Below are 21,640 nucleotides of genomic sequence, written 5' to 3' on the forward strand. Positions count from 1 at the left end.
TGTGATGGACCGCGACGCCCGCATCTTCGTTGCCGGCCACCGCGGCCTCGTGGGCTCGGCCATCGTGCGCGCGCTGCGCGCCGCCGGCCACACGCACCTGCTGCTTCGCACGCGCGACGAGCTGGACCTGCGCGACCCTGTGGCCACGGCCGCGTTCTTCGAGAAGGCGAAACCCGACTACGTGTTCCTCGCGGCCGCTCGCGTCGGCGGCATCCTGGCCAACCAGCGCGAGCCGGCCGACTTCATCCGCGACAACCTGCAGATCCAGACCCACGTGATCCACGAGGCCTGGCGCACCGGTGTGCAGCGCCTGCTGTTCCTCGGGTCGAGCTGCATCTACCCGCGCCTGGCGCCGCAGCCGCTGCGCGAAGAGTACCTGCTCACCGGCCCGCTGGAGCCCACCAACCGCGCCTATGCCCTGGCCAAGATCGCCGGCATCGAGATGTGCTGGAGCCACAACCGCCAGCACGGCACGCGCTTCCTCGCGGCCATGCCCACCAACCTCTACGGGCCCGAGGACAACTTCGACCTTCACAGCAGCCACGTCATTCCCGCGCTGCTGCGCAAGTTCCACGAGGCGCGCGTCGCCGATGCGCCCCGCGTGACGATCTGGGGCAGCGGCGAGCCGCGCCGCGAGTTCATGCACAGCTTCGACATGGCACAGGCCTGCCTGTTCCTGATGAACCTGGACGACGAGCGCTTCGACGCCCTGCTGGGCAGCGACGAGGCGGTGACCGGCCGCTTCGAACCCCCGCTCATCAACATCGGCGTGGGTGAGGACATCAGCATCCGCGAACTGGCCGAGACCATCGCCGAGGTGGTGGGTTATGACGGACTCATCGAACACGACCTGAGCAAGCCCGACGGCACGCCGCGCAAGCTGATGGACGTGAGCCGCCTGAACGCGCTGGGGTTTCGCGCGCGCATCGAGCTGAAGGACGGTCTGCGTCATGTGCATGAGGTGGTGTTCGTGTCCCCGCAGGCGGACCTGGCCTGAGGCCTTTGCCATGGACGTGCTCTACCTCGGCCCGCGCAGCGGCACCTGCCTGGACCGCGCCCATGCGCTGCGCCGCCTGGGCGCGAACGTGGAGCAACTGAGCCTGCGCGAGCTGCTGCCGCCCTCGCGCTGGGTGGACCGCTGGACCTGGCACGTGGGCGGCCACTGGTTCGGCCGCTGGGTCGACGCCGCGCTGGCCAAGGCCCTGCAGGGCCGCTCGTTCGACCTGTGCCACGTGGACGGCGGCGAATGGGTCACGCCGGCCGTGATCGAGCGGCTGCGCCGGCACGCGCGCCGCGTGGTGAACTACAACATCGACGACCCCACCGGCCCGCGCGACGGCCCGCGCTTCGAGGCCTACCGCCAGGCTGCGCCGCACTACGACCTGCTGGTGGTGGTGCGCGAGGAGAACCTGCCCGAACTGGAGCGCCTGGGCGCGCGGCGCGTGATGCGCGTGTTCCGCAGCGCGGACGAGGTCAACCACGCGCCGCGCCGCATCAGCGCCATCGATGAACTCGCCTGGGCCAGCGAGGTGCTGTTTCTGGGCTCCTGGTTCCCCGAGCGCGGCCCCTTCCTGCTGGACCTGGTGGCGCGCGGCGTGCCGCTCACCCTCCGCGGCCCCAACTGGCACAAGGCGCCCGAATGGGACCGGCTGCGCGCGCACTGGGCCGGCGGCGCGGTGGGCGGCGACGACTACGCCAAGGCGCTGCAGTGCGCGCGGCTCAACCTGGGCCTGCTCTCGCGCGACAACCGCGACAACCACACCACGCGCTCGCTGGAGATCCCCTCGTTGGGCGGCCTGCTGTGCGCCGAGCGCACGGCGGAGCACCAGTCGATGTACCAGGAAGGCGCCGAGGCCCTGTTCTGGGGCGACGCGCGCGAGTGCGCCGAGCTGTGTCTGGCCGCGCTGGCCGACGAGGGCCGGCGCGCGCGCATCGCCCGCGCCGGCCACGAGCGCTTCCTGCGCGACGGACACCGCAATGAACGGGTGATGCAGCGCATCGTGGACGCCGCGCTGGACGCCGAGCCGGTCGGCGCGTTGAACGCGCGCAGCGGGCTGGAGCTGGCGGCGTGAACGGCTTCGTCGACACGGCCACCGCGCCCGGCCTGGTGCTGGACACGCCGCTGCGCGTGGGCATCCTCAACGCCGCCTGGAACGTGCAGCGCCACAACACCGACCACCGCTGCGTGCTCGACATGGCGCGCCTGAGCGCGTTCGACACCTCGCTGGACGTGGGCTTCGTGCCCGGTCCCTGGCAGAGCCTGCGTTGCAACGCCAATTTCGTGGCGCGCCGCCTGGGCGCGCCGCTGCCCTTCCCCCGCATCCGCCTGGCCAACGCCCAGCTCACCAGCGACGTGCTCTACCAGTACGGCAGCGACCTGCGCGGCCTCGTGCTGCCCAGCCGGCGCCGCGCGCCGCCGCTGATGGCGACCACCGGCTTCCCCAGCCTGCGCCGCGTGCTCGCGCGCGGCGCGGACTTCCTGGAGGCGCAGGCCCGCGTCGTCGATGCCAGCGCGGGCCGCGCGGCCTTGCTGCACTTTCACACCGACACCATGCGCGAGCTCTACCTGGAGCGGCGCCCACAGGACCGCGCGCGTGCCCTCACCCTGCCCTTCTTCCTGCCGCACCTGCGCGTGCTCGACGAAGCGGCCGTGCGCGCCAAGTTCGCGCGCGAGGAGACCCTGCTGCTGTTCGTCGGCGCGGACGGCAGGCGCAAGGGCATCGATACCCTGTGCGAGGCCCTGGACACGCACGCCGAGGCGCTGCAGTCCCGGCGCGTGCGCGCCGTCATCGTGAGCCGCGACACGCCGCTCTGCCACCGCTTCAAGGCCCTGCGCCACGAACGCCAGTTGCCGCGCGAGCAGGTGCAGGCCCTCATGCGCGAAGCGCACCTGTACTGCATGGTGCCGCACCACGAGTCCTACGGCCTGGTGTTCGTGGAAGCCATGGCCGCGGGCTGCGCGGTGCTGGCCGACGATGACCTGCCGCGCCAGGAGATGCTGGACGGCGGGCGCTGCGGCGCCCTGGTGCCCAGCGGCGACGCCGAGGCCCTGGGCGCGGCCCTGATGGGCCTGCTGGACGACCGCGCGTACCTGTTGGAACTGGCGCTGCGCGCGCGCGAACGCGCCGCCCAGCGGCACCACCCGCTGGGCGTGGCCAGCGCCTACGCCCAGGCGTTGTCGCGCCTGCGCGGGGCCTGAGGAGCGGGCCGTGGGCGTGGCCAGGCGCGTTCTCTCGGGCAGCCTCGCGTCGTGGACGCGCATCGGCCTGACCGTGCTGGTGCAGATCGGCCTGGTGCCGCTGTACCTGTCGCACTGGTCGCTGGCGCAATACGGCTGCTGGCTGGTGGTGCTGGCCGCCACGGCCTTCGTCAACGTGCTGAGCCTGGCGCACCACAACGTGGTGGGCAACCGCATGCTGCAGGTGCCGCGCGGCGATGGCGCGGGCCTGGGCCGGCTGCTGTCGGCCGCGCTGCCGTACAGCCTGGGGCTGGGCCTGCTGGAGCTGCTGGTGCTGGCGGGCCTGGGCGCGCTGGGTGCGCTGGCCGCGCTGTTCACCGCGCCCGAGGCGCTGCCCCCGGGCCTCATGAACGAGGCCTTGGCCAGCCTGCTGCTGGTCAGCGGCGCCATCTGGCTCGGCGTCAGCACCAGCGGCCTGTACGGCCGCCTGGCCAGCGCCCTGGGCCACTTTGCGCGGGGCGCCTGGTGGGGCGTGGCGGTGCAGGCCGTGGGCGGCCTGGCGCCAGCCACCGCCGTGCTGCTGGGCGCCGGCGTGTGGCGCACGGCCTGTGCCCTGGCCGGCGCGCACCTCGCGATCAACCTGCTCTACCAGGCCGACCTCTGGCGCCTGGCGCGCCGCCACGGCGTGCACCTGCAAGCGCCCGACTGGGCACTGGGTTGGCGCAACCTGCGCGCCTCCACCCTGCTGGGCCTGAGCTACGCCTGCGGCCTGCTGCGCCAGCAGGGCCTGCGCGTGCTGGTGGGCGGCCTGCTGGGCGTGGGCGCGGCGGTGGCCTTCACCACGCTGCGCACGGCCAGCAACCTCTCGCTGCAGGGCATCGCCACCGTCACCGACCCGGTGTTCCCCGAGTTCATGGGTTTCCTGCGCGAGCGCCAGCAGGCGGCCATCGTCGGCACCTTTGCCTTCCTCTGGCTCACGCTGGTGTTCCTGCTGGGCCCGGCGCTGGTGGTGCTGCAGGCCCTGGCGCCCACGCTGTTCGCGTGGTGGACACACGGCAAGCTGGCCTTCGACGCGCCGGTGTTCGCGGGCTTCTCGATCGCGCTGCTGCTGTTCGCCATCGCGCGCCCGGCGGATGCGATCCTGCTCGGCCAGAACCGCCTGCGCACGCAACTGGCGCTGGCGGCGTTCGCGGCCCTGGCCACGGTGCTGGGCGTGCTGGCGCTGGACGGGCGCCTGGGCCTGCTCGGCATCGCCGGGGTGCTGGTGGCGGTGGAGCTGGCGGTGATGGCGCTCACGGTATCGCGCGCCGCGGCATGGCTGGGCACGCAGGGCCTGGCCTGGCCATCGGCACTGTTTCGCGTCGCGTTCGCGCAGGCGCTGGTCTGCGCCGCCGGCATGGCCTGGATCGCGGCGCATCCCGGCGATGGCGCGGCCGCCGTGTCGGCCAGCATGGCGGTGAGTGCCTTGCTGTTCGCGGGTTTCGTGATGCAGCTGCCGCCCGCTCACCGCGCCTGGCTGGCCCAGCGCCTGGGCCGGTTGAGCGCGCGGCTTCGCGGACAAGACAGGGGGACGGCGTGAACGCGCATCGAGCGACGCTCACCTACGGCGGCCTGGTGCAGATCGGCCTGTTCGCCACCTGCTCGCTCGCCCTGCTGGTGCAGATGGCGATCGGCTTCGACACCACCAACCTCGCCTCGGCCTGCACCGTGTTCGCCGCCTCGCTCGCGCTGCTGGCCTATCTGGCCGGCACGCCCGCCCTGCACACGCACCCGGTGTCCAGCTTCGCGCTGCTCGGCTTCGGCGTCACCACGCAGATGGGCGCGCTCATCGGCCAGTCGGCCTTCCTCGTGCCCATCAGCGAGAACCTGCGTCAGCCCGTGGCCACCTTCCTGTGGCTCGCGGCCTTCCTGCTGGTGGCCATCGGCATGCACGCCTTCTACCGCTGGGTGCTGGCGCCCGCGGGCGCGGCGCGCCCGTCGACCCTGCGCGGCTGGCTCGACCGCGTGGGCCTGTACACGCCACCCGGCACCGGCACGCTGTGGTTCATGGGTTACCTCGGCCTCCTCGCCTTCGTGATCGGCGCCGGGCGCGAGGGTGTGTTCGCCAAGACCCTTCAGGGCATGGCCTTCCTCACCTGGGCGCCCTTCCTCATCCCCATGTACGTGCTGCAGTTCGGCCAGGCCTATTGCCGCTGGCACCGCCAGGCCGCGCACCTGGTGTTCTTCGCGCTGCTGGTGGTGCTGCTGGGCCTGGCGGCCAATTCGCGCGGGGTCATGCTCTCGGGCTTCATGACGGTGTCGCTGTTCGCGCTGCTGCTGTTGCTGCGCAGCCGCGAGCCGGTGCGCTGGGCGCGCGTGGGCCAGTCCGCGCTGGTGCTGGCCCTGCTGGGCGCCATCGCCATCCCCGTGAGCGATCTGGCCACGGCCATGGTGGTGGCGCGCAAGCTGCGCGGCGGCGTGAACGCGGTGGAGATGGTGCGCGAGACCTGGCGCGCCTTCGGCCAGCCCGAGGTGCTGGAAGCCGAACGCGCCGACCGCGCCGCGCGCGTGCGCCAGCAGTACGACGAGCGCTACTTCGACAACCCGCTGCTCGCTCGGGTGGTGGAGACCAAGTTCCACGACAACGCCTTCACCTTCGCCAACACCTTCACCGATTCGGACCGCGCCGAGCTCGCGCGCCGCACACTGGACCTGTTCGTGCTCACGCTGCCGCAGCCCGTGATCAACAAGCTCGGCTTCCGGCTCGACAAGCGCGACCACCAGTACTCCACCGGCGACCTGCTCGCCCACCTGGCCCACGGCGGGCCGCTCGGCGGCTACCGCACCGGCTCCATGGTCGCGCACGGCGTGGCCTTGCTGGGCCCGGCCTACCTGGCGGTTTATGCCCTGCTGTGCCTGGCCGCCTTCGCCGTGCTGGACCTGCTGGCCGCGCGCCGCGCCGATGGCACCGTGCTGGTGTCGGCCGTGGGCATGCTGTCGCTGTGGGAGCTGTTCCTGGGCGGCATCACCGGCGAGTCGGTGCACGGCTGGGTCGTCTGGTACCTGCGCTACCTGCCGCAGGGCATCGTGATCTTCCTGATCGTCGCCACGTGGTGCCGCTTCAATGCCTGGCTGTTCGGTGGGCTGCATGTGCGGCCACGCGCCACCGCCGTGTCATCCCGGCCACCCACCATGCGGGCAAGCCAGGCCTGATGCCATGCACATCGTCCTCATCACCCACCCCGCCTTCATGGCCTCGCAGAGCATGCCGCGATTCGCGCGCATGCTGCAGGGCGCCTATGAGGCGCTGGGCCACGACGTGGAGCTGTGGTCGCCCGCGCCGCGCTGGCAGCGCCGCTTCGCCGGCACGCCGCTCGCCAAGTGGGCGGGCTACGTCGACCAGTACCTGCTGTTTCCCCGCTGGCTGCGCGCGCAGGTGCGCCGCCAGCCGCCCGACACCCTGTTCGTGCTGACCGACCAGGCCCTGGGCCCCTGGGTGCCGGCGCTGCGCCAGCGCCCGCTGGTGCTGCACGTGCACGACCTGCTCGCCCTGCGCAGCGCGCTGGGCGAGGAGCCGCGCAACCCCACGCGCTTCACCGGCCGCCTGTACCAGCGCTACATCCGCTGGGGTTTCTCGCAGGCGCGCCACTTCATCTGCATCTCGCAGCGCACGCGCGACGAGTTGCTGCGCCTGGGCCGCGTGGACCCGCTGAGCTGCGAGGTGGTGCACAACGGCCTGAACGCCGCCTTCGCGCCCATGCCCGAGGCCAGCGCCCTGCGCCAGCTGTACAGCGCCGGCCTGCCCGACGCCTCGCGCGGCATCGTGCTGCACATCAGCGGGGGGCAGTGGTACAAGAACGTGGCCGGTGTGATCCGCATCTACGCGGCCTACGCCCGCGAGCGCACCGACCCGCTGCCCCTGTGGCTGGTGGGCGTGAAGCCCGGCGCAGCCGAACGCGCCGCCCTGGCCGAGGTGCCCACGCAAGGCCGGGTGTTTTTTCCCGGCGGGCTCGACCACGAGAGCCTGCAGGCCGCCTACACCATGGCGCGCGCGCTGCTCTTCCCCAGCCACGCGGAAGGTTTCGGCTGGCCCATCGTCGAAGCGCAAGCCTGCGGCTGTCCCGTCATCACCACCGACGACGCACCGATGAACGAGATCGGCGGCCCCGCCACGCGCTACCTGCCGCGCCTGGGCGCGGACGAGGACATCGGCGCCTGGGCCCGAGGCGGCGCGCGTGTGCTGGCCGAGGTGCTGGACGCGCCGCCCGCCGAGGCCGTGCGCCGCAGCGCCACCTGCGTCGCGTGGTCGCGCCGCTTCCTGCCCGAGCTCGCCATCCGCGCCTACCTCGACGTCTACACCCAGGTACTCGCGCGCCACGGCATCGATCAGGCGGCCGTTGCCGCGCTGCGGGGCTGATCCCATGAAACTGCTGCACGTTCTTCCCACCGTCGACGCCCATGGCGGCGGACCCATGGAAGGGGTTCGCCAGCGCGGCATCCGCCTGCGCGAACTCGGCCACGAGGTGGACCTCGTCACGCTGGACGACCCCAGCTCCCCCAGCGTCACCGGGCACCCGCTGCGCGTGCACGCCCTGGGCCCCACCGGCGGCAACTACGGCTTCAACCCGCGCCTGGCCCCCTGGCTGCGCGCGCACGCCGGCGACTACGACCTCACCGTCGTCAACGGACTGTGGCAGTACCACAGCCTGGCCACCTGGCGCGTGTACCGCGCGCTGCGCCGGCCCTACGTGGTGTTCACGCACGGCATGCTCGACCCCTGGTTCAAGCAGGCCTACCCGCTCAAGCATTTGAAGAAGTGGCTCTACTGGCCCTGGGCCGAGTACCGCGTGCTGCGCGACGCCTCGGCCGTGCTGTTCACCAGCGAGGAGGAACGCCGCCTGGCGCGCGAATCGTTCTGGCTGTACCGCGCGCGCGAACAGGTGGTGGCCTATGGCACGCGGCCGCCGCCGCCCAATGGCGCCGCGCTCGCGCAGCGCTTCCTCGATCAGCACCCCGAGCTGCGCGGCAAGCGCCTGCTGCTCTTCCTGGGCCGACTGCACGAGAAGAAGGGCTGCGACCTGCTGATCGACGCCTTCGGCCAGGTGGCGCACCGCCACCCCGGCCTGCACCTGGTGATGGCAGGCCCCGACCAGGGCGGCCAGCTGGCCTTGCTGAAGGCACGCGCCAAGGAGCGTGCGGTGGCGCACCGCGTGCACTGGCTCGGCATGGTGCAGGGCGATCACAAATGGGGCGCGCTGCACGCCTGCGAGGCCTTCGTGCTGCCCTCGCACCAGGAGAACTTCGGCATCGCCGTGGCCGAGGCCCTGGGCTGCGGCCTGCCGGTGCTCATCTCCAACAAGGTCAACATCTGGCGCGAGGTGGAGCAGGCCGGCGCCGGCCTGGTCGACGACGACGATGCGCGCGGCACCGCGCGGCTGCTGCAGCGCTGGCTCTCGCTCGACGCCGACCACCGCCAGGCCATGTCGGCCGCCGCGCGCGATCTCTTCGCCAGCCGCTACACGGTGGACGCCATGGCGCAGTCCATCCTCAATCTGGCCGCGCAACACGGCCCCGGCCCACGTTCCTTCGTCTCACCATGAACACCAACGTCGTCGACCACTACGGCTGGGACTCGGCCGACCGGCCCACCTCCTGCGGCTACATCGGCCCGCGCGTGATCGAGGAGCTCGACGCGCTGGGCGTGCGCCGCGTGCTCGATCTGGGCTGCGGCAACGGCACCCTCTGTGGAGAACTCGCGCGGCGCGGCTACACGGTCTGCGGCGTCGACCAGGACGAGGCCGGCGTGCGCCTGGCGCAGGAGCGCCACCCCGCGCTGCGCTTCCACCGCCTGGGCGTGCAGGACGAGCCGCAGCGCCTGGTCGACGCCGAGGGCCGCTTCCAGGCCGTGGTCTCCACCGAGGTGATCGAGCACCTGTACTCGCCGCACCTGCTGCCGGCGTTCGCGCGCGCGGTGCTGGAGCCCGGCGGCCACCTGGTGCTCACCACGCCGTACCACGGCTACCTCAAGAACCTGGCCCTCGCCGTGCTGGACAAGTGGGACCACCACCACACGGCCCTGTGGCACGGCGGGCACATCAAGTTCTGGAGCCGGAGCACGCTGACCGAGCTGCTGCGCCAGCACGGCTTCGAACCGGTGCGCTTCGGCGGCGTGGGCCGCCTGCCCTATCTGTGGAAGAGCATGGTCCTGGTGGCCCGGCGCGTCTCATGATCCTGCCCGGCAACGACCCCGCCACGCAGCCCTCGTTCACGCTGGGCAACCGGGTGGCGCGCGCCACCTGGGGCGTGGTGTGGCTGCTGCTGTTTCGCACCAGCCCGCGCCCGGCGCACGCGTGGCGGCGCGCGCTGCTGCGTCTGTTCGGCGCGCGCCTGGGCGCGCACGTGCACGTCTACCCGGGCGCGCGCATCTGGGCGCCCTGGCAACTGGAGATCGGCGACCGCGTGGGCGTGGGCGACGGCGCCACGCTCTACAACATGGGCCCGCTGCGCATCGGCCACGACGCCGTGATCTCGCAGGGCTCGCACCTGTGCGGCGGCACGCACGACATCCACTCGCGCAACTTCCAGCTGGTCGCCCGGGCCATCGACATCGGCCCGCACGCCTGGGTCTGCGCCGACGCCTTCGTCGGCCCCGGCGTGCGCCTGGCGCCGGGCTGCGTGGTGGGGGCGCGGTCGGTGGTCATGAAAAGCATCGACGAGCCCTGGACCGTGTGGGCCGGGCACCCCGCGCAACGCATCAGCACCCGCCAAGTCCAATGAAGCAGAGAAAACGCACCCACGTGAGCGCCTGCCAGGGGCGCCATCTAGGCGCCAAGCGCAGCCAGGCTGGGTGCCTGGCGAGCATTGGCAACGACGAGGGCGCCCCTGGCAGGCGCTCACCCTTCGGGCCGGGCCGTCCAAGCGCGCATGCGGGCGTTGCAGCCCTTGCGCAGGCCACCAGCCTGCGCGGCGGTCCGCGCCTACGCCTGCGCGCTTGGACGACCCGGCGTGGGTGCGTTTTCTCTGCTTCATTGGACTGAGGTACCACGCCATGACCCAGGTCTCCATCCTCGTGCTCACGAAAAACGAGCAGCAGGACCTGCCGGGCTGCCTGCGCAGCGTCGCCTGGTCGGACGACATCCACGTCTACGACTCGCTCAGCACCGACCGCACGCAGGAGATCGCGCGCGAGTTCGGCGCCACCGTCACGTCGCGCGCCTTCGACAACTGGGCCGCGCACCAGAACTGGGGCTTGAAGAACATCCCGTTCAAGCACCCCTGGGTGTTCTACATCGACGCCGACGAACGCATGACGCCCGAACTGGTGGCCGCCGTGCGCGCGGCGGTGGCCCGGCCCGGCGAACACGTGGCCTTTCGCGTGCAGCGGCGCGACTTCTTCCTCGGCACCTGGCTGCAGCACGTGCAGACCTCGCCCTTCTACCTGCGCCTGTTCCGCCCCGAGCGCATGCGCTACGAACGCCTGGTCAACCCCGTGTCGCTGCCCGATGGTCCCGCCGGCCAGGTGCCGGGCTTTCTCGACCACTACCCCTTCAGCAAGGGCATCAGCCACTGGCTGGAGCGCCACAACAGCTACAGCACGCTGGAGGCGCGCCAGATCGTGGAGAACCGCCGCCAGCACGAGGGCTTCTCCCTCGTCAAGGCCTTCACCGCGAAGGACTTCCACGAGCGCCGCTTCCACCAGAAGGAGCTGTTCTACCGGCTGCCGCTGCGCCCACTGGTCAAGTTCACGCTGCTCTACGTGGCGCGCGCGGGCTTTCTGGACGGCCGCGCGGGCTTCACCTACGCGGTGCTGCAAAGCATGTACGAGTACATGATCCAGCTCAAGACCCGGGAGATGACGCGCGCCGCCCAGCAGGCCCCCGATGAGCCCGGTGCGCCGACGGCGCCCGACGGTCTGGGCGCGCGCCAGCCATGAGGATCCTGCTCGTCAGCGCGAACTTCGCGCCCGAACCGGTGGGCATCGGCAAGTACTCGGGCGAGATGGCCGAGTGGCTGGCCGCGCAGGGGCACGAGGTGCGCGTGGTCTGCGCCCCGCCCTACTACCCCGCCTGGCAGGTGGACCCCGCGTGGCGCTGGCCACCGTACCGGCACGAGGCCTGGCGCGGCGTGCGCGTGTGGCGCGCGCCGCTGTGGGTGCCCTCACGCCCTGGCGGCCTCAAGCGCGTGCTGCACCTGGCCAGCTTCGCGCTCGCCTCGCTGCCCATCCTGCTGCGCCAGTGGGCCTGGCGGCCCGAGGTCGTGATGGTGGTGGCGCCCGCGCTGCTGTGCGCGCCCATGGGCTGGCTCACGGCGCGCGCCACCGGCGCGCGCGCCTGGCTGCACGTGCAGGACTTCGAGGTCGACGTCGCGCTGAAGATGGGCTTGCTGTGCCAGGGCCTGCTGCGCCGGCTCGCGCTGGGCGCCGAGTCCTGGCTGCTGCGCCGCTTCGACACCGTCTCCACCATCTCGGGGCGCATGCACGAGCACCTGCTGCGCAAAGGCGTGGCAGCGCAGCGCGCGCTGCGCTTTCCCAACTGGGCCGACGTGCAGGCGGTGCGCCCGCTGCGCGGCACCAGCACCTACCGCGCCGAACTGGGCCTGCCCGGCGGCGCGCGCGTGGCGCTGTTCTCGGGCAGCTGGAGCGCCAAGCAGGGCCTGGAGACGGTGGTGCAGGCGGCGCGCGCACTGACCCACCGTCCCGACATCGTGTTCGTGGTCTGCGGCCAGGGCGCCATGCGCACCGAACTCGAGGCCGCCGAGCGCGAGCTGAACAACCTTCGCCTGCTCCCCCTGCAGCCCCTGGATCGCCTGGGCGAGCTGCTGGGCCTGGCCGACGCGCACCTGTTGCCGCAGAGCGTGGAGGCCGAAGACCTGGTGCTGCCGTCCAAGCTGACCAACATGCTGGCCAGCGGGCGACCCGTGGTGGCCACCTGCCGCGCGGGCACCGAACTGGCCGACGCGGTGGGCCGCTGCGGCGTGGTGGTGCCACCCGGCGACGCGCCCGCGCTGGCGCGTGCCATCGAGGCGCTGATGGACGACCCGGCGCGCCGCGAAGCCCTGGGCCGGCTGGCGCGCGAACACGCCGAACGGCACATCGACCGCGAAAGCGTGCTGCGCGCGCTGGAGGCCGAGTTGCTCGCGGGCCAGGCGCGCCGCGCCGCCCGCGCCACGCCATGAAGGCCGAGCCGGCGTTCATCCACCCCGGTGCGGGCGGCCCCTCGTTCCCGGCCGCGGGCGAGGTCGTCATCTTCCAGCCCGAGTTCGTCGAATTCGGCGGCGAGGAACGCGTGATCCTTGCGCTCAGCGAGGGCCTGCACGCGCGCGGCCTGCCGCACAGCGTGCTGTGCTACCGCGACCACATCCACCTCGCGCGGCACGCGCGGCTGCCACTGCGCGTGCACCAGTTGCGTCCCTCGGGCCCCGGCCTGGCGCGCCCCCTGGCCCTGCGCGCGGCCCTGCGGCGATTGCACGCGATGGGCTCGCCCACGCCGGTGCTGTTCAACATCCAGTCGGCGCTGCACGCGGGCCTGAGCGGCGCGCGCCGCTACCACCTGCGCATCCCCGACACCTACAGCCTGCTCACGCCCACCCCCACACCCTTCTGGGACCCGCTGGACCTGCGCCTGACCCTGCGCGACCACGCCACGGGCCGCGGCGTGCGCGGCGCCGAGCAACTGCTCACCAACACCGAGGCGCTCTCGCGCGAGTTGGGCCAACTCTACGGCCGGCCCGCGCGTGTGCACTACCTGGGCGGCCACGGCAGCACCGCTGCCCAGGCCCCCGCGCGCAGCCAGGCCGTGGTGCACCTGCTCAGCGTGTGCCGTCTGCAGGCGAGCAAGCGCGTGGACTGGATGCTGCGCGCCCTGGCGCAGGAAGACGGCCAGCGCGACCTGGGCGATTGGCGGCTGCACGTCGCCGGTGCCGGACCACAGCGCGACGCCCTGCAGGCGCTGGCGCTGCAACTGGGCATCCACGATCGCGTGAGCTTCCACGGCTTCGTGAGCGACGAACAACTCGAGGCCCTGTACCGCCAGGCGCACATCTTCCTGATGCCCGCGCGCCAGGGCTTCGGCCTGCCCGCGATCGAGGCGCTGTACCGCCACAGCGCCGTGGTGCTCAACCGCGAATCGGGCGTGTCCGAGATTCTGGAGGGCACGCCCTGGGTGCTGATCGCCGAGTCGGGCGAGCGCGCCTTCGCCAGCGCGCTGCGCGCCATGCTGCGCCGCGTGCGCGAAGACGGCTTCTTCGCGCAGCCGCTGCCCGAGCTGCCCAACATGCAGGCCTGGGCGAACGGCGTCATCGAGACACTGGGATGGTGAACGCGGCCGACGCCAGTTCCCTGCGCCAGGCCTCGCATGGCGGGCCGTGGCATGGCGCACGGGCCTCAGGCTTTCGCGTGACCCTGGCGTTAGCGCTCGCCCTCGCGGCCACGCTGATGGCGGCGCGGCTGCTGCTGTACCTGGCCCTGCAGTTGCCCGCACCCGTGGGCGACGGCGTGCTGTTCGCCTCGGTGGCGCAGTACCACTGCGGCACGGGCCGTTTCGAGACGCCGATCTTCCCGCTCGACCCGACCGGCGCCTACCGCTACATCTGGCACGGCATCGGCTGGCCCTGGCTGCTGTCGCTGCTCAATCCCACCTGCTCCATCGAAGGCAGCTTCGTGGCCTGGTCGCTGGTGATGACCGGCACGGCGGCGCTGGCCTGGTGGGCACTCGCGCGCACGCATGGCCGACTGGTGTGCGCCGCCTTCGCTCTCGTGGTGTTCGCCCTGCAGGCCAAGCTGATGTTCCGCCCCGAGGTGCTGGCCATCGCGCTGGTGGTGGCGGCCGAGGCCCTGCGCGCACGCGAGCGGCTGTGGTCCTGGGCCTGGCTGCTGAGTCTGTTGGCCTGGGTGCAGCCCACGGTGTTCCTCATCGCCGCCGCACACGCGGCGCTGACGCTGGACCGCGCGGGCTGGCGAACGCTGTGGCGCGGCGCGATCCCTGGCCTGGGCATGGCCCTGGCGCTGCACGGTGCCATCGCGGCGCTCTACCCCTTCCCCCTGGCGGACCTGCTGCGGGGCCTGTCGCTGCAAGGCCAGAGCTTCGCGGCGCGCGACGACGGCAGCCTGTTCATCTACTACCTGCGCAGTGACTTCTTTCCCGCGCTGGGCGTGGCCATGCTCGCCGCGTTCGCGCTGGCCGCGTGGCGTCGGCCTGCGTTGCTCCTGCTGCTCCCTCTGATCGTGTACTTCGGCCTGCGCGTGCCGCCGGCGTTCTACAACCTGGTGCCGCTGTTCGTGGTGTTGCTGATGGGGCTGTTGCGCAGCGAAGGCGCGCCAGCGCGCAACAGCGCCCATCGGCACGCGCTGACGGTGCTGGCACTCACCGCGGTACTCGGCGCCCTGGGCCTGGCGCAGTCTGTCGCGCGCGACGGCCTGGGCGCCTGGCGCCAGCACGCATCACCTGGCGAAGCACTGGCCAGTCTGCAAGCTGAGCAGGCGCAGACTCAACGGGTGTGTGGTGTGCCACCGTGGTTCACCCTGCTGCTGCCCGCCGACGCATTCGAACCGAGTCACCGGCCCTTGTTGCGCACCTGCCCCGCGCATGGCGGCGTCGATCTGGTCACCGCCACGGCGTTGGCGAACCATACCCACGCCACCGGCTGCCAGCACCACGCGGTGAACGCGCTGCCGCCCTGGCTGGAAAGAACGGCCGGCCGCCTGTTTCGATCGAGCACCGGCTACGGCATGGCGGCTTGCCCGGCGGGGTGAAGCGCCAGGCGGACGTCGGCGCCTACTGCTTGGCGGGCACGATTTGTCCGTTGACCTCGCGCACAACGCCCTGGTTCGCCCGAGTTGGTGCTTGCGAAGGCCGAAGCGAGGCGGCAGGCCGCCTTCGGGCGGCGGCCTCTCGCGCGGCCAGTTGCGGGCTGCGGCCAGCGATCTTCGCGTCGACCTGGCTGAACAAGTCGTGAGGGTCGTTCTCGTCCTTCGACACGTCAAGCGTGTCGACCCATTGCCTCAGCGCCTCATCCGAGCCCGCCGTGTGCAGCTCGGGCTGATCCTCTGAGTCCAAGCCATTGACGGACATCGTGAGTGCGCTGCCGTCCTCGGCAGAGAGGCTGCTGTCGATCGAGGCACCCTTCCCGGTGCTCCCACCCAAGTACTTTGTCCCGGATTCGACCTCGATCACATTGGTTGCCTCGTCGAATGCTGCGCTCCAGTCGAAATCCTCCTCAGACGTGCCATGCGATGGCGCAACGTCCTTGGGCGAGACACGGAACTGCGCAACGTCCTCGGACGAGACATGTGAGCCCGCACCGTCGCCGAAGTCTTTGATGAGCTGGGTAACCGTCCAAGTAGGTATCTTGACCGACTCAACCTCGACCGACTCAACCGCAGGACGCTCCACCGGCGTGGCCTCGGCCAACTGCTTCAGCCAGTGGCGAACGTTCGGGTTGTCGGCAGCCCGCGGGGACGAGCACCAATTGACCAACTGGATGGCTACGCCCCGCAGTCCTTCTCCATATCTGTCGTCAGTGATGCCCTGCACGATGGTGTTCCTCAGAAGATCCCTCGTTTTCGCCCGCAGGTACGTGGGAGCGGTCCTCGGCTTCTCGGGCTCGCCATTCACGAAAAGGTTCAGCGCCTGGAGATTCAGCGTGTTCTTTTCGGAGTCGAAAACCTTCCGCTTGAGCTCGAGGCGTTGAACGTATTTCCGGTAGGCGCGAACGGGATTGAACATGGCGTGTTGGCCCAAGGGCAGTTGAACAGGGACATCGGGTGATCGGCATCACCTCGAGCACCGCCCTGAGTGCATCACCCGGCCCCATCGGGTCCGGGACCAGATGACCGAGAGCGGATACCCGACCGCGAAGGCAGTAGGCCGGTTGACGTCGGTAGGCCCCCGCGAACCCGGTTCTCCTGACGGGCCTTGCTCTCGTACGTGATGAGCTCAAACAAATTCCAGCCCTCGCCCGCGGTCGGGGGCTCCAGTTGGCCAACCCATTGCAACAGCGCGGCCTCGGAGACCGCCCAAGGCCGCTCCGGCTGGTCTTCGTCATCCAGCTCGGGGACGGACATCGCCCACGACGCGTCCGACGAGGACGTCCCCACGGCGTCCTCATCGCTGCACGACGATGCGCTCCCGGACCTTTCGTCGCTCCATTCCTCATAGGCCTCGGCCAGGGCCTGCAGCCGCTGCCTGAATGGGGCAGTCACCTGGATTCCGCCGTCCATGAACATCCACGTGATCAAGGATTGCGCCGTCTCCCTCGGGCGTTGACCGCGCTGGTCGTTCATGAAGTCCCTTTCCAGCGTTGCCTTGAGGAACGCCTGGGCGTTGGGCCGATCGCGCAGCGAACACCCCCCGACTGCCTCCGGGGACTTGCTGGTGGAAATGGACAGGTGGCCAAAGGACGTCGACACGCACAGGTACCTGCCGTCGGGCACAGGCTTGGTCTTGCCCGGCACGCCGTTCACGTACCGGTTCAGCTGCACGATGTTCATGGTCGCGCCGTCGGGATTGAACACCTCCCGCTTCTGTTGAAGGCGCCGCGCGTATTGCAGTGGGGTTTTCATGTTGGGCGGTCTTGGGGCGTAAGCCACGCTGGGTGAAAGCCCTCCGACGGGCGTTCCCTGCATCCCGCGCCACTCGACCACCTGGCTGCGTTCGCTCGGCTGAACACGCCACGGTCAGGGCTTTGGCTTGTGCGCTGCCTTCGCCTCGGCCGAGGCCCGCAAGGTGTCCGCGATCCACTGCGCATGCGCCACCAGCACCATGCCCCCCGCCACGCGCCCGCTGCCGTTCGGCCCGTTCAGCGTCGCCTGGAAGGTGTTGATGCCCGCCAGGCCCCATTGCCCGTCGATGACCACGAAGGCCGCGCTGCCCGAGTCGCCCGAGACCAGCGTGGCCTCGCGCGCGGCGCCGAGCGTGCCGTTCACCGGCAGCGCGGGGCCCAGCACGTTGCTCGACAGGTCCGGGCCGTCGTGGTCGAACAGGTACTGCCAGGGCCGGCCCTGCGGGTCGGGCGTGACCGCGTCCACGCGGTTCTCGCCGGTGCTGATGAGTGTGGTGCTGCCGCCGTGGCTGACGAGCCGGATCGTGTGCCCCACCAGCGGGCCGATGTACACGCGCGCGACGCCCATCTCGCGCGGCACCGGTGTCTCCAGCTTCACCAGCGCCAGGTCGATCTTGTGCGAGATGAACTCGGGGTGCACGCGCACGGCGCTGGCGCGGCTGGAGAAGCCACCACCGAGCGGCGTGCGGAACACCACCTCGTGCGGCGTGGGCACCGCGCCGTTCACCACGTGCGCGGCCGTGATCACCCACTGCCGCTGGATGACCACCGCCGAGACGAGCCGGTTGCCCGCCGAGAGGCTGCCCACGGCCGCGGCCGGTGTGTCAGGTACCGGGTCCGATGGACCGGCACCCCCTTCCAGCGCGAAGCCCCAAGGCGCCCAAGCCGCCGCGGCCAGGCCCGCGAGGCCTCGCAAGCACTGGCGGCGGCGCACCGCGCCGTAACAGACGGCCACACTTTCGCCGCCGACATCATCCGATCGGACCATGCTCAATCCCTTGCAATGGCGTTCACGGACACACAGAAACGAATCACGGCCGGGACAATCCCGGCACATGGTTCGCCACCCGTGTCCGACAACAGGCGCCTGAACTCAACGACAGGGCATGGCTCGGGTATAGCGCTCCTTGATGGCCAAGTGATGACTCCCCCCTCGGTACGCACCGAAAGAAAGGAAACCGATATGCAACGCCTTCGATCGATCGCACGCGCCGCCGCCCTCTCGCTGGGTCTGGCGGTTTCCATGGCCGGTGCCGGCGCGCAGACGCTGAGCGCCAGCGGCGGCATGTCCACCGCGCTGAACGCCGACTTCAACCCCAGCTGGTGGAGCGACGCCTCGTTCGACCTGGGCCAGTTCGACCTGGACAGCATGTGGCGCGGGGCCTCGCTGCTGCTCAGCGGCCCGGCCTCGCTCAGCTTCAGCTTCGTCGGCGGCGAGTCGACCTACAACAACGCCTTCCTCGCGGGCGGCCAGCGCATCGACGGCCTGGGCGACGGTGGCCTGGCGCTGGGCGAGTCGTTCACCTACGCGCAGGCCAGCGGCGGCTCGGTGGACTTCGGCTTCCTGTCCAACGGCTGGGGCACGCTGTTCGCCAGCGGCAGCCTGCGCGTGGGCCTGCTGCTCGCCGCCGACCAGCGCAGCGCCCTGCTGGTCTTCAACGACGCCTACCTGGGCGACGTCGATTTCGACGACATGGTGATCCACGTGGCGATCACGCCGGTGCCCGAGCCCGAAACCGTGCTGATGTGGGCCGCCGGCCTGGTGGGCCTGGGCGGCTGGCTGCGTCGTCGTCGCGGTCAACATCGCGCGGATCGGGCTCTGGCGGTCTGATCGGCTGGAAGGACGCGCCCGCTCAGGCGGACGCGTTCGTGGCGCGGCGGCGGCGCACCGTCGCGCCGATCACGCCCAGGCCGGCCAGCAGCATGGCGATGGTCTCGGGCTCGGGCACGGCGCTCACGCTGATGTTGTCGAGGCGGAACTCGCTCACACCGGCGTAGTCGTTGATGTCCACGATGCCGAAGGCCAGCGTGACCGGGCCGCCCGTGAGGAACTGGTACGTGAACTGGCCGACGCTGGGCAGCATGCCAAGGGTGAAGGTCTGCACGATCTGGCCATCGATGGCGACAAAGGCAAGGTCCTCGAAACCGGTCACGCCGGTGTCTTGGCTGGTGAGGCCGAACCAGAAGTCCAGCGACAGCATGTCGCCCGCGCCCACGTTCAGGACTTGCTTCATCGCCGAGCCTTCGGCGGACCAGCCACCCACGTCCAGGTCGGCCACGTTCACGCCGGCAAACGGCGCCAGGTCGTTCACGTCCACGGCGGACACGCCGGAGTGGTTGAAGAACTCCTCGATGCCGCCGTCCATGTAGGCGGTGGTCAGCGTGGCGCGCTTGGCCACGCCTTGCACGGACACGTCGCCCATGGTCTGCCAGCCGGTGAGGCCGTCGGTGAAGGAGCCGTTGGTGACGAGGGCGAAGGCGGGCGCGGTACCGGCCACGCACAGGGCGGCGGCGGCGATCAGGTGGCGAAGGGTTTTCATGGAAGGCCTTTCAAGCGGATGAGAGAGGGAAACGAAGGAAGGGAATCAGGGTGCGGGCGGCGCGACGAGGTCGCGGCCGGGGGCCATTTGCGCGGCGGTCAGGCCCTTGAGCGTGACCAGGGGCCGCGCCACGGCGGGGCCGGCGCTGCCGTCGTTGTCGATGAGCACCTGCACGCCGCCGATCACGTCGGCGAACAGCACGTGGCCGCTGGCGACGCCGTTGCTGCCCGTCACGCCCAGGCTGGTCAGCAGTGCGCTCAGGTCCAGCTTGTCTTCGTAGGGCGTGAAGTCGGTGATGGTGTCGCCCGCGTCGCGGGTGCTGGTGTAGCGGAACGTGTCGCCACCGGCGCCGCCGGTGATCATGTCGGCGCCGGCGCCACCGGTGATCACGTCGTCGCCGGCCGTGCCCACCAGGGTGTCGCGCGCGGCCGTGCCGTTGCGTGAGACGCCCGGCGTGGCCTGGGCCACGGCCAGGTCGATCAGGCGGCCGTGGCGGTCGAAGGCGTTCTCGGGGCCGTACATGTTGGCGGTCACTTCATCGCCATCGGCGGCGTTGTCGCGCTGCAGGCCGCCCTGGGCCTTGGGTGCCTTGATGAAGTTGGCGAAGGCTTCCTGGTAGGTCACCGTGCTCACCGCGTTCTCGAACACCACGTTGTTGGCCGCAAAGGGGTAGCCATCGCCGCCATTGGCGGTGAAGTCGATGGTGGCGAAGGAGAAGGTGCGCGGCGACACCACGGCGCCGTTGTCCACCAGCACGGTGCCGTCGTCCAGCACGATGCGGCGGATGCGCTGGCCGGTGCCCAGGGTGGTGCGCGCGGCTTGCGTGGTGTCGTAGGTCACCTGCATGCCCGAGATCTGCGCGAAGCGGCCCTGCGGCGAGCCGGTGGGCGTGGAGGCCGCCACCGAGTGCTCCATCAGGTCCTTGAGCTGGGTGGCGTTCATCACCGGTGCGCGCTTGACCAGGTTGGTGAAGGGCAGCACGTTGAAGGTGTCGCCGGTGGTGATGTTGCCCGGGCCGGTGATGTTGGTGCGGATGCCGCCGCCGTTCTGGATGGCGACCTCGGCCTTGCCTTCGAAGCGCATCGCGTCGGCCACCAGGTTGCCGAGGTTGATGTCGGCGTTGCGCACGCCTTCGACGTACTGGCAGGGCGCGGCCGGGCAGGCGGCGTGCGTGGGGCCGTTGAGCTGCACGCCGGTGGTGCCGAGCACCTGTGCGTTCAGCGCGGCGATGTAGTTGCGCACGGGCGTGACCACCTGCGCGTTGATGGTGGCGTCGCCCGTGACGCGGTCGGCGTCGGCGGCGGCGCCGCTGACGCGGATCATCTTCGAGCCGATGAGGCCGTTCACGCGGCCGGTGCTGTCGTTGACGTCGAGTTGCACCTCGCCCAGGTAGCGGTTGCCGAAGTGGCCGGTGACCAGGCGCACGGTCTGGCCATCGGCGTCGGCGACTTCGATCGGGTGCGAGGTGAAGGTGGCGGCAACGCCACCGTTGATGAGCGGATCGTCCGGGTCGGTCATGAGCTCGTGGCCACCGCCGGAGATGACGAGGTCCACACCGCGCAGGCCGGGGATCATCACGGTGCGCTCGTTCTGCGCGTTCTGCAGGTGGCTCATCACCACCACCACGCCCACGCCCTGGTTGTTGCGCAGGTCGTCGATCTCGGCCTGCACCAGGGGCAGCAGGGCCTGCAGGTTCTGCAGCTCGCTGTTGGCGGCGCTCCAGTTCTTCATGAGGCCGGCCGGCGGCGAGGAGATGCTGGGCAGCAGCGGCGTGGTGACGCCGATCACGCCGACCTTTTTGCCACCCGCGGTGGTGAAGACCTTGGACGCCGCGACCTTGCCCTGCGCTTGCAGGCTGGCGAGCTGGGGCGTGGTGGAGAAGTCCAGGTTGACGGAGAGGTAGGTGGTGCCCGACACCTCGGCGAAGCGCGCGGCCACGGGACCGGTGTTGTCGAGGTCGAACTCGTGGTTGCCGAAGGTGGTGGCGTCCACGCCGATCAGGCGGTTGGCGATGGCGTCGTAGAAGTCCTGGCCACCGTCGGGGTGCGCGGTGCCCAGGTTGGCGAAGCTCGCCGTCAGGCGCGGACCGGGCAGGAAGGAGTCTCCGGCGTTGAGGGTGAGCACGGTTCCCGGGGCGGCCGCCTTGCGGTTGGCCACGACCGTGGCCAGGCGGTCCACGCCGCCATAGAAGGAGATGGCCTGGGCGGCGTCGTCGCGCAGGTTGCCCTGCGCGGAGATGAGCCAGGACTCCTGGTCGCCCAGGTGCAGGATGGTCAGGGTTTCGGCCTGCACGGCGCTCAGGCTGCCGGCCAGCATGAGCGAGGCGGCAAGCGCGCCCAGGCGGTGGTTGAACGTCTTCATGGAATGCTCCGTTGGATGGATGGTG

General features: G+C 71.0%; 19 protein-coding genes. 14 read left to right on the top strand and 5 right to left on the bottom strand.

The window, feature by feature from the left end; genetic code table 11:
• Positions 1-4 precede the first annotated feature (4 nt).
• From GTO19_RS08320 to GTO19_RS08380, 13 genes are all read left to right on the top strand, one after another.
• The gene (locus tag GTO19_RS08320) at positions 5-997 is read left to right on the top strand and encodes a GDP-L-fucose synthase (protein ID WP_291023180.1); all 993 of its coding nucleotides are present in this window, start codon (positions 5-7) and stop codon (positions 995-997) included.
• A gap of 10 nt (positions 998-1,007) precedes the next feature.
• Positions 1,008-2,072: a glycosyltransferase gene (locus GTO19_RS08325; protein WP_291023183.1), complete on the top strand. Its 1,065-nt coding sequence runs from the start codon at positions 1,008-1,010 to the stop codon at positions 2,070-2,072.
• Complete coding sequence (locus GTO19_RS08330) at positions 2,069-3,199, top strand: glycosyltransferase family 4 protein (RefSeq protein WP_291023186.1); 1,131 nt, start codon at positions 2,069-2,071, stop codon at positions 3,197-3,199. The genes GTO19_RS08325 and GTO19_RS08330 overlap by 4 nt, the downstream gene beginning before the upstream one ends.
• 16 nt (positions 3,200-3,215) lie before the next feature.
• Entirely contained in the window at positions 3,216-4,757 is a 1,542-nt protein-coding gene (locus tag GTO19_RS08335; protein ID WP_291023189.1) for a hypothetical protein, read from the top strand.
• Complete coding sequence (locus tag GTO19_RS08340; protein WP_291023192.1) at positions 4,754-6,370, top strand: hypothetical protein; 1,617 nt, start codon at positions 4,754-4,756, stop codon at positions 6,368-6,370. The genes GTO19_RS08335 and GTO19_RS08340 overlap by 4 nt, the downstream gene beginning before the upstream one ends.
• A 4-nt stretch (positions 6,371-6,374) precedes the next feature.
• Entirely contained in the window at positions 6,375-7,574 is a 1,200-nt protein-coding gene (locus GTO19_RS08345) for a glycosyltransferase family 1 protein (RefSeq protein ID WP_291023194.1), read from the top strand.
• A 4-nt stretch (positions 7,575-7,578) separates the two neighbouring features.
• Positions 7,579-8,757 (top strand): glycosyltransferase, encoded by a 1,179-nt coding sequence (locus GTO19_RS08350; protein ID WP_291023196.1) that lies wholly within the window; start codon positions 7,579-7,581, stop codon positions 8,755-8,757.
• Positions 8,754-9,386, top strand: coding sequence for a class I SAM-dependent methyltransferase (locus GTO19_RS08355; RefSeq protein WP_291023198.1), 633 nt, complete (start codon positions 8,754-8,756; stop codon positions 9,384-9,386). Before GTO19_RS08350 ends, GTO19_RS08355 begins: the two co-directional genes overlap by 4 nt.
• Entirely contained in the window at positions 9,383-9,934 is a 552-nt protein-coding gene (locus GTO19_RS08360) for a putative colanic acid biosynthesis acetyltransferase (RefSeq protein WP_291023201.1), read from the top strand. Before GTO19_RS08355 ends, GTO19_RS08360 begins: the two co-directional genes overlap by 4 nt.
• Positions 9,935-10,205: 271 nt before the next feature.
• Complete coding sequence (locus GTO19_RS08365) at positions 10,206-11,090, top strand: glycosyltransferase family 2 protein (protein WP_291023204.1); 885 nt, start codon at positions 10,206-10,208, stop codon at positions 11,088-11,090.
• The gene (locus GTO19_RS08370) at positions 11,087-12,331 is read left to right on the top strand and encodes a glycosyltransferase WbuB (protein ID WP_291023206.1); all 1,245 of its coding nucleotides are present in this window, start codon (positions 11,087-11,089) and stop codon (positions 12,329-12,331) included. Before GTO19_RS08365 ends, GTO19_RS08370 begins: the two co-directional genes overlap by 4 nt.
• Positions 12,328-13,473, top strand: coding sequence for a glycosyltransferase family 4 protein (locus GTO19_RS08375; protein WP_291023208.1), 1,146 nt, complete (start codon positions 12,328-12,330; stop codon positions 13,471-13,473). The genes GTO19_RS08370 and GTO19_RS08375 overlap by 4 nt, the downstream gene beginning before the upstream one ends.
• 77 nt (positions 13,474-13,550) lie before the next feature.
• On the top strand, positions 13,551-14,906 hold the full coding sequence (locus tag GTO19_RS08380) for a hypothetical protein (protein WP_291023211.1): 1,356 nt from the start codon (positions 13,551-13,553) through the stop codon (positions 14,904-14,906).
• Positions 14,907-14,928: 22 nt separating this feature from the next.
• On the opposite strand, the gene GTO19_RS08385 is transcribed toward GTO19_RS08380, so the two are convergent.
• The 3 genes from GTO19_RS08385 to GTO19_RS08395 all read right to left on the bottom strand — a co-directional run bounded on the left by GTO19_RS08385 (position 14,929) and on the right by GTO19_RS08395 (position 17,522).
• Entirely contained in the window at positions 14,929-15,879 is a 951-nt protein-coding gene (locus GTO19_RS08385) for a hypothetical protein (protein WP_291023213.1), read from the bottom strand.
• 74 nt (positions 15,880-15,953) lie between these two features.
• On the bottom strand, positions 15,954-16,715 hold the full coding sequence (locus tag GTO19_RS08390) for a hypothetical protein (protein ID WP_291023215.1): 762 nt from the start codon (positions 16,713-16,715) through the stop codon (positions 15,954-15,956).
• 114 nt (positions 16,716-16,829) lie between these two features.
• On the bottom strand, positions 16,830-17,522 hold the full coding sequence (locus GTO19_RS08395) for a trypsin-like peptidase domain-containing protein (RefSeq protein ID WP_291025859.1): 693 nt from the start codon (positions 17,520-17,522) through the stop codon (positions 16,830-16,832).
• A 375-nt stretch (positions 17,523-17,897) separates the two neighbouring features.
• On the opposite strand from GTO19_RS08395, the gene GTO19_RS08400 reads away from it, so the two are divergent.
• A complete protein-coding gene (locus GTO19_RS08400) occupies positions 17,898-18,545 on the top strand; it encodes a PEP-CTERM sorting domain-containing protein (RefSeq protein ID WP_291023219.1) in 648 nt (215 codons plus the stop codon).
• 22 nt (positions 18,546-18,567) lie between these two features.
• Here GTO19_RS08400 and GTO19_RS08405 read toward each other — a convergent pair whose 3' ends face one another.
• Positions 18,568-19,254 (bottom strand): PEP-CTERM sorting domain-containing protein, encoded by a 687-nt coding sequence (locus GTO19_RS08405; RefSeq protein WP_291023221.1) that lies wholly within the window; start codon positions 19,252-19,254, stop codon positions 18,568-18,570.
• 45 nt (positions 19,255-19,299) lie between these two features.
• The gene (locus GTO19_RS08410) at positions 19,300-21,615 is read right to left on the bottom strand and encodes a 5'-nucleotidase C-terminal domain-containing protein (RefSeq protein ID WP_291023222.1); all 2,316 of its coding nucleotides are present in this window, start codon (positions 21,613-21,615) and stop codon (positions 19,300-19,302) included.
• Between the last annotated feature and the right edge of the window lie 25 nt (positions 21,616-21,640).

The sequence above is a fragment of the Hydrogenophaga sp. genome, from assembly GCF_011772445.1.
In the GTDB taxonomy this organism is placed as follows: Bacteria; Pseudomonadota; Gammaproteobacteria; order Burkholderiales; family Burkholderiaceae_C; genus Hydrogenophaga.

What these genes read in the sequence shown, in the direction of transcription:
- GTO19_RS08375 (WP_291023208.1), top strand. Translation starts at nt 12,328, where the DNA reads ATGAAGGCCGAGCCGGCGTTCATCCACCCCGGTGCGGGCGGCCCCTCG.
- GTO19_RS08350 (WP_291023196.1), top strand. Translation starts at nt 7,579, where the DNA reads ATGAAACTGCTGCACGTTCTTCCCACCGTCGACGCCCATGGCGGCGGA.
- GTO19_RS08360 (WP_291023201.1), top strand. Translation starts at nt 9,383, where the DNA reads ATGATCCTGCCCGGCAACGACCCCGCCACGCAGCCCTCGTTCACGCTG.
- GTO19_RS08370 (WP_291023206.1), top strand. Translation starts at nt 11,087, where the DNA reads ATGAGGATCCTGCTCGTCAGCGCGAACTTCGCGCCCGAACCGGTGGGC.
- GTO19_RS08400 (WP_291023219.1), top strand. Translation starts at nt 17,898, where the DNA reads ATGCAACGCCTTCGATCGATCGCACGCGCCGCCGCCCTCTCGCTGGGT.
- GTO19_RS08320 (WP_291023180.1), top strand. Translation starts at nt 5, where the DNA reads ATGGACCGCGACGCCCGCATCTTCGTTGCCGGCCACCGCGGCCTCGTG.
- GTO19_RS08405 (WP_291023221.1), bottom strand. Translation starts at nt 19,254, where the DNA reads ATGAAAACCCTTCGCCACCTGATCGCCGCCGCCGCCCTGTGCGTGGCC.
- GTO19_RS08390 (WP_291023215.1), bottom strand. Translation starts at nt 16,715, where the DNA reads ATGAAAACCCCACTGCAATACGCGCGGCGCCTTCAACAGAAGCGGGAG.
- GTO19_RS08345 (WP_291023194.1), top strand. Translation starts at nt 6,375, where the DNA reads ATGCACATCGTCCTCATCACCCACCCCGCCTTCATGGCCTCGCAGAGC.
- GTO19_RS08355 (WP_291023198.1), top strand. Translation starts at nt 8,754, where the DNA reads ATGAACACCAACGTCGTCGACCACTACGGCTGGGACTCGGCCGACCGG.
- GTO19_RS08385 (WP_291023213.1), bottom strand. Translation starts at nt 15,879, where the DNA reads ATGTTCAATCCCGTTCGCGCCTACCGGAAATACGTTCAACGCCTCGAG.
- GTO19_RS08410 (WP_291023222.1), bottom strand. Translation starts at nt 21,615, where the DNA reads ATGAAGACGTTCAACCACCGCCTGGGCGCGCTTGCCGCCTCGCTCATG.
- GTO19_RS08365 (WP_291023204.1), top strand. Translation starts at nt 10,206, where the DNA reads ATGACCCAGGTCTCCATCCTCGTGCTCACGAAAAACGAGCAGCAGGAC.
- GTO19_RS08325 (WP_291023183.1), top strand. Translation starts at nt 1,008, where the DNA reads ATGGACGTGCTCTACCTCGGCCCGCGCAGCGGCACCTGCCTGGACCGC.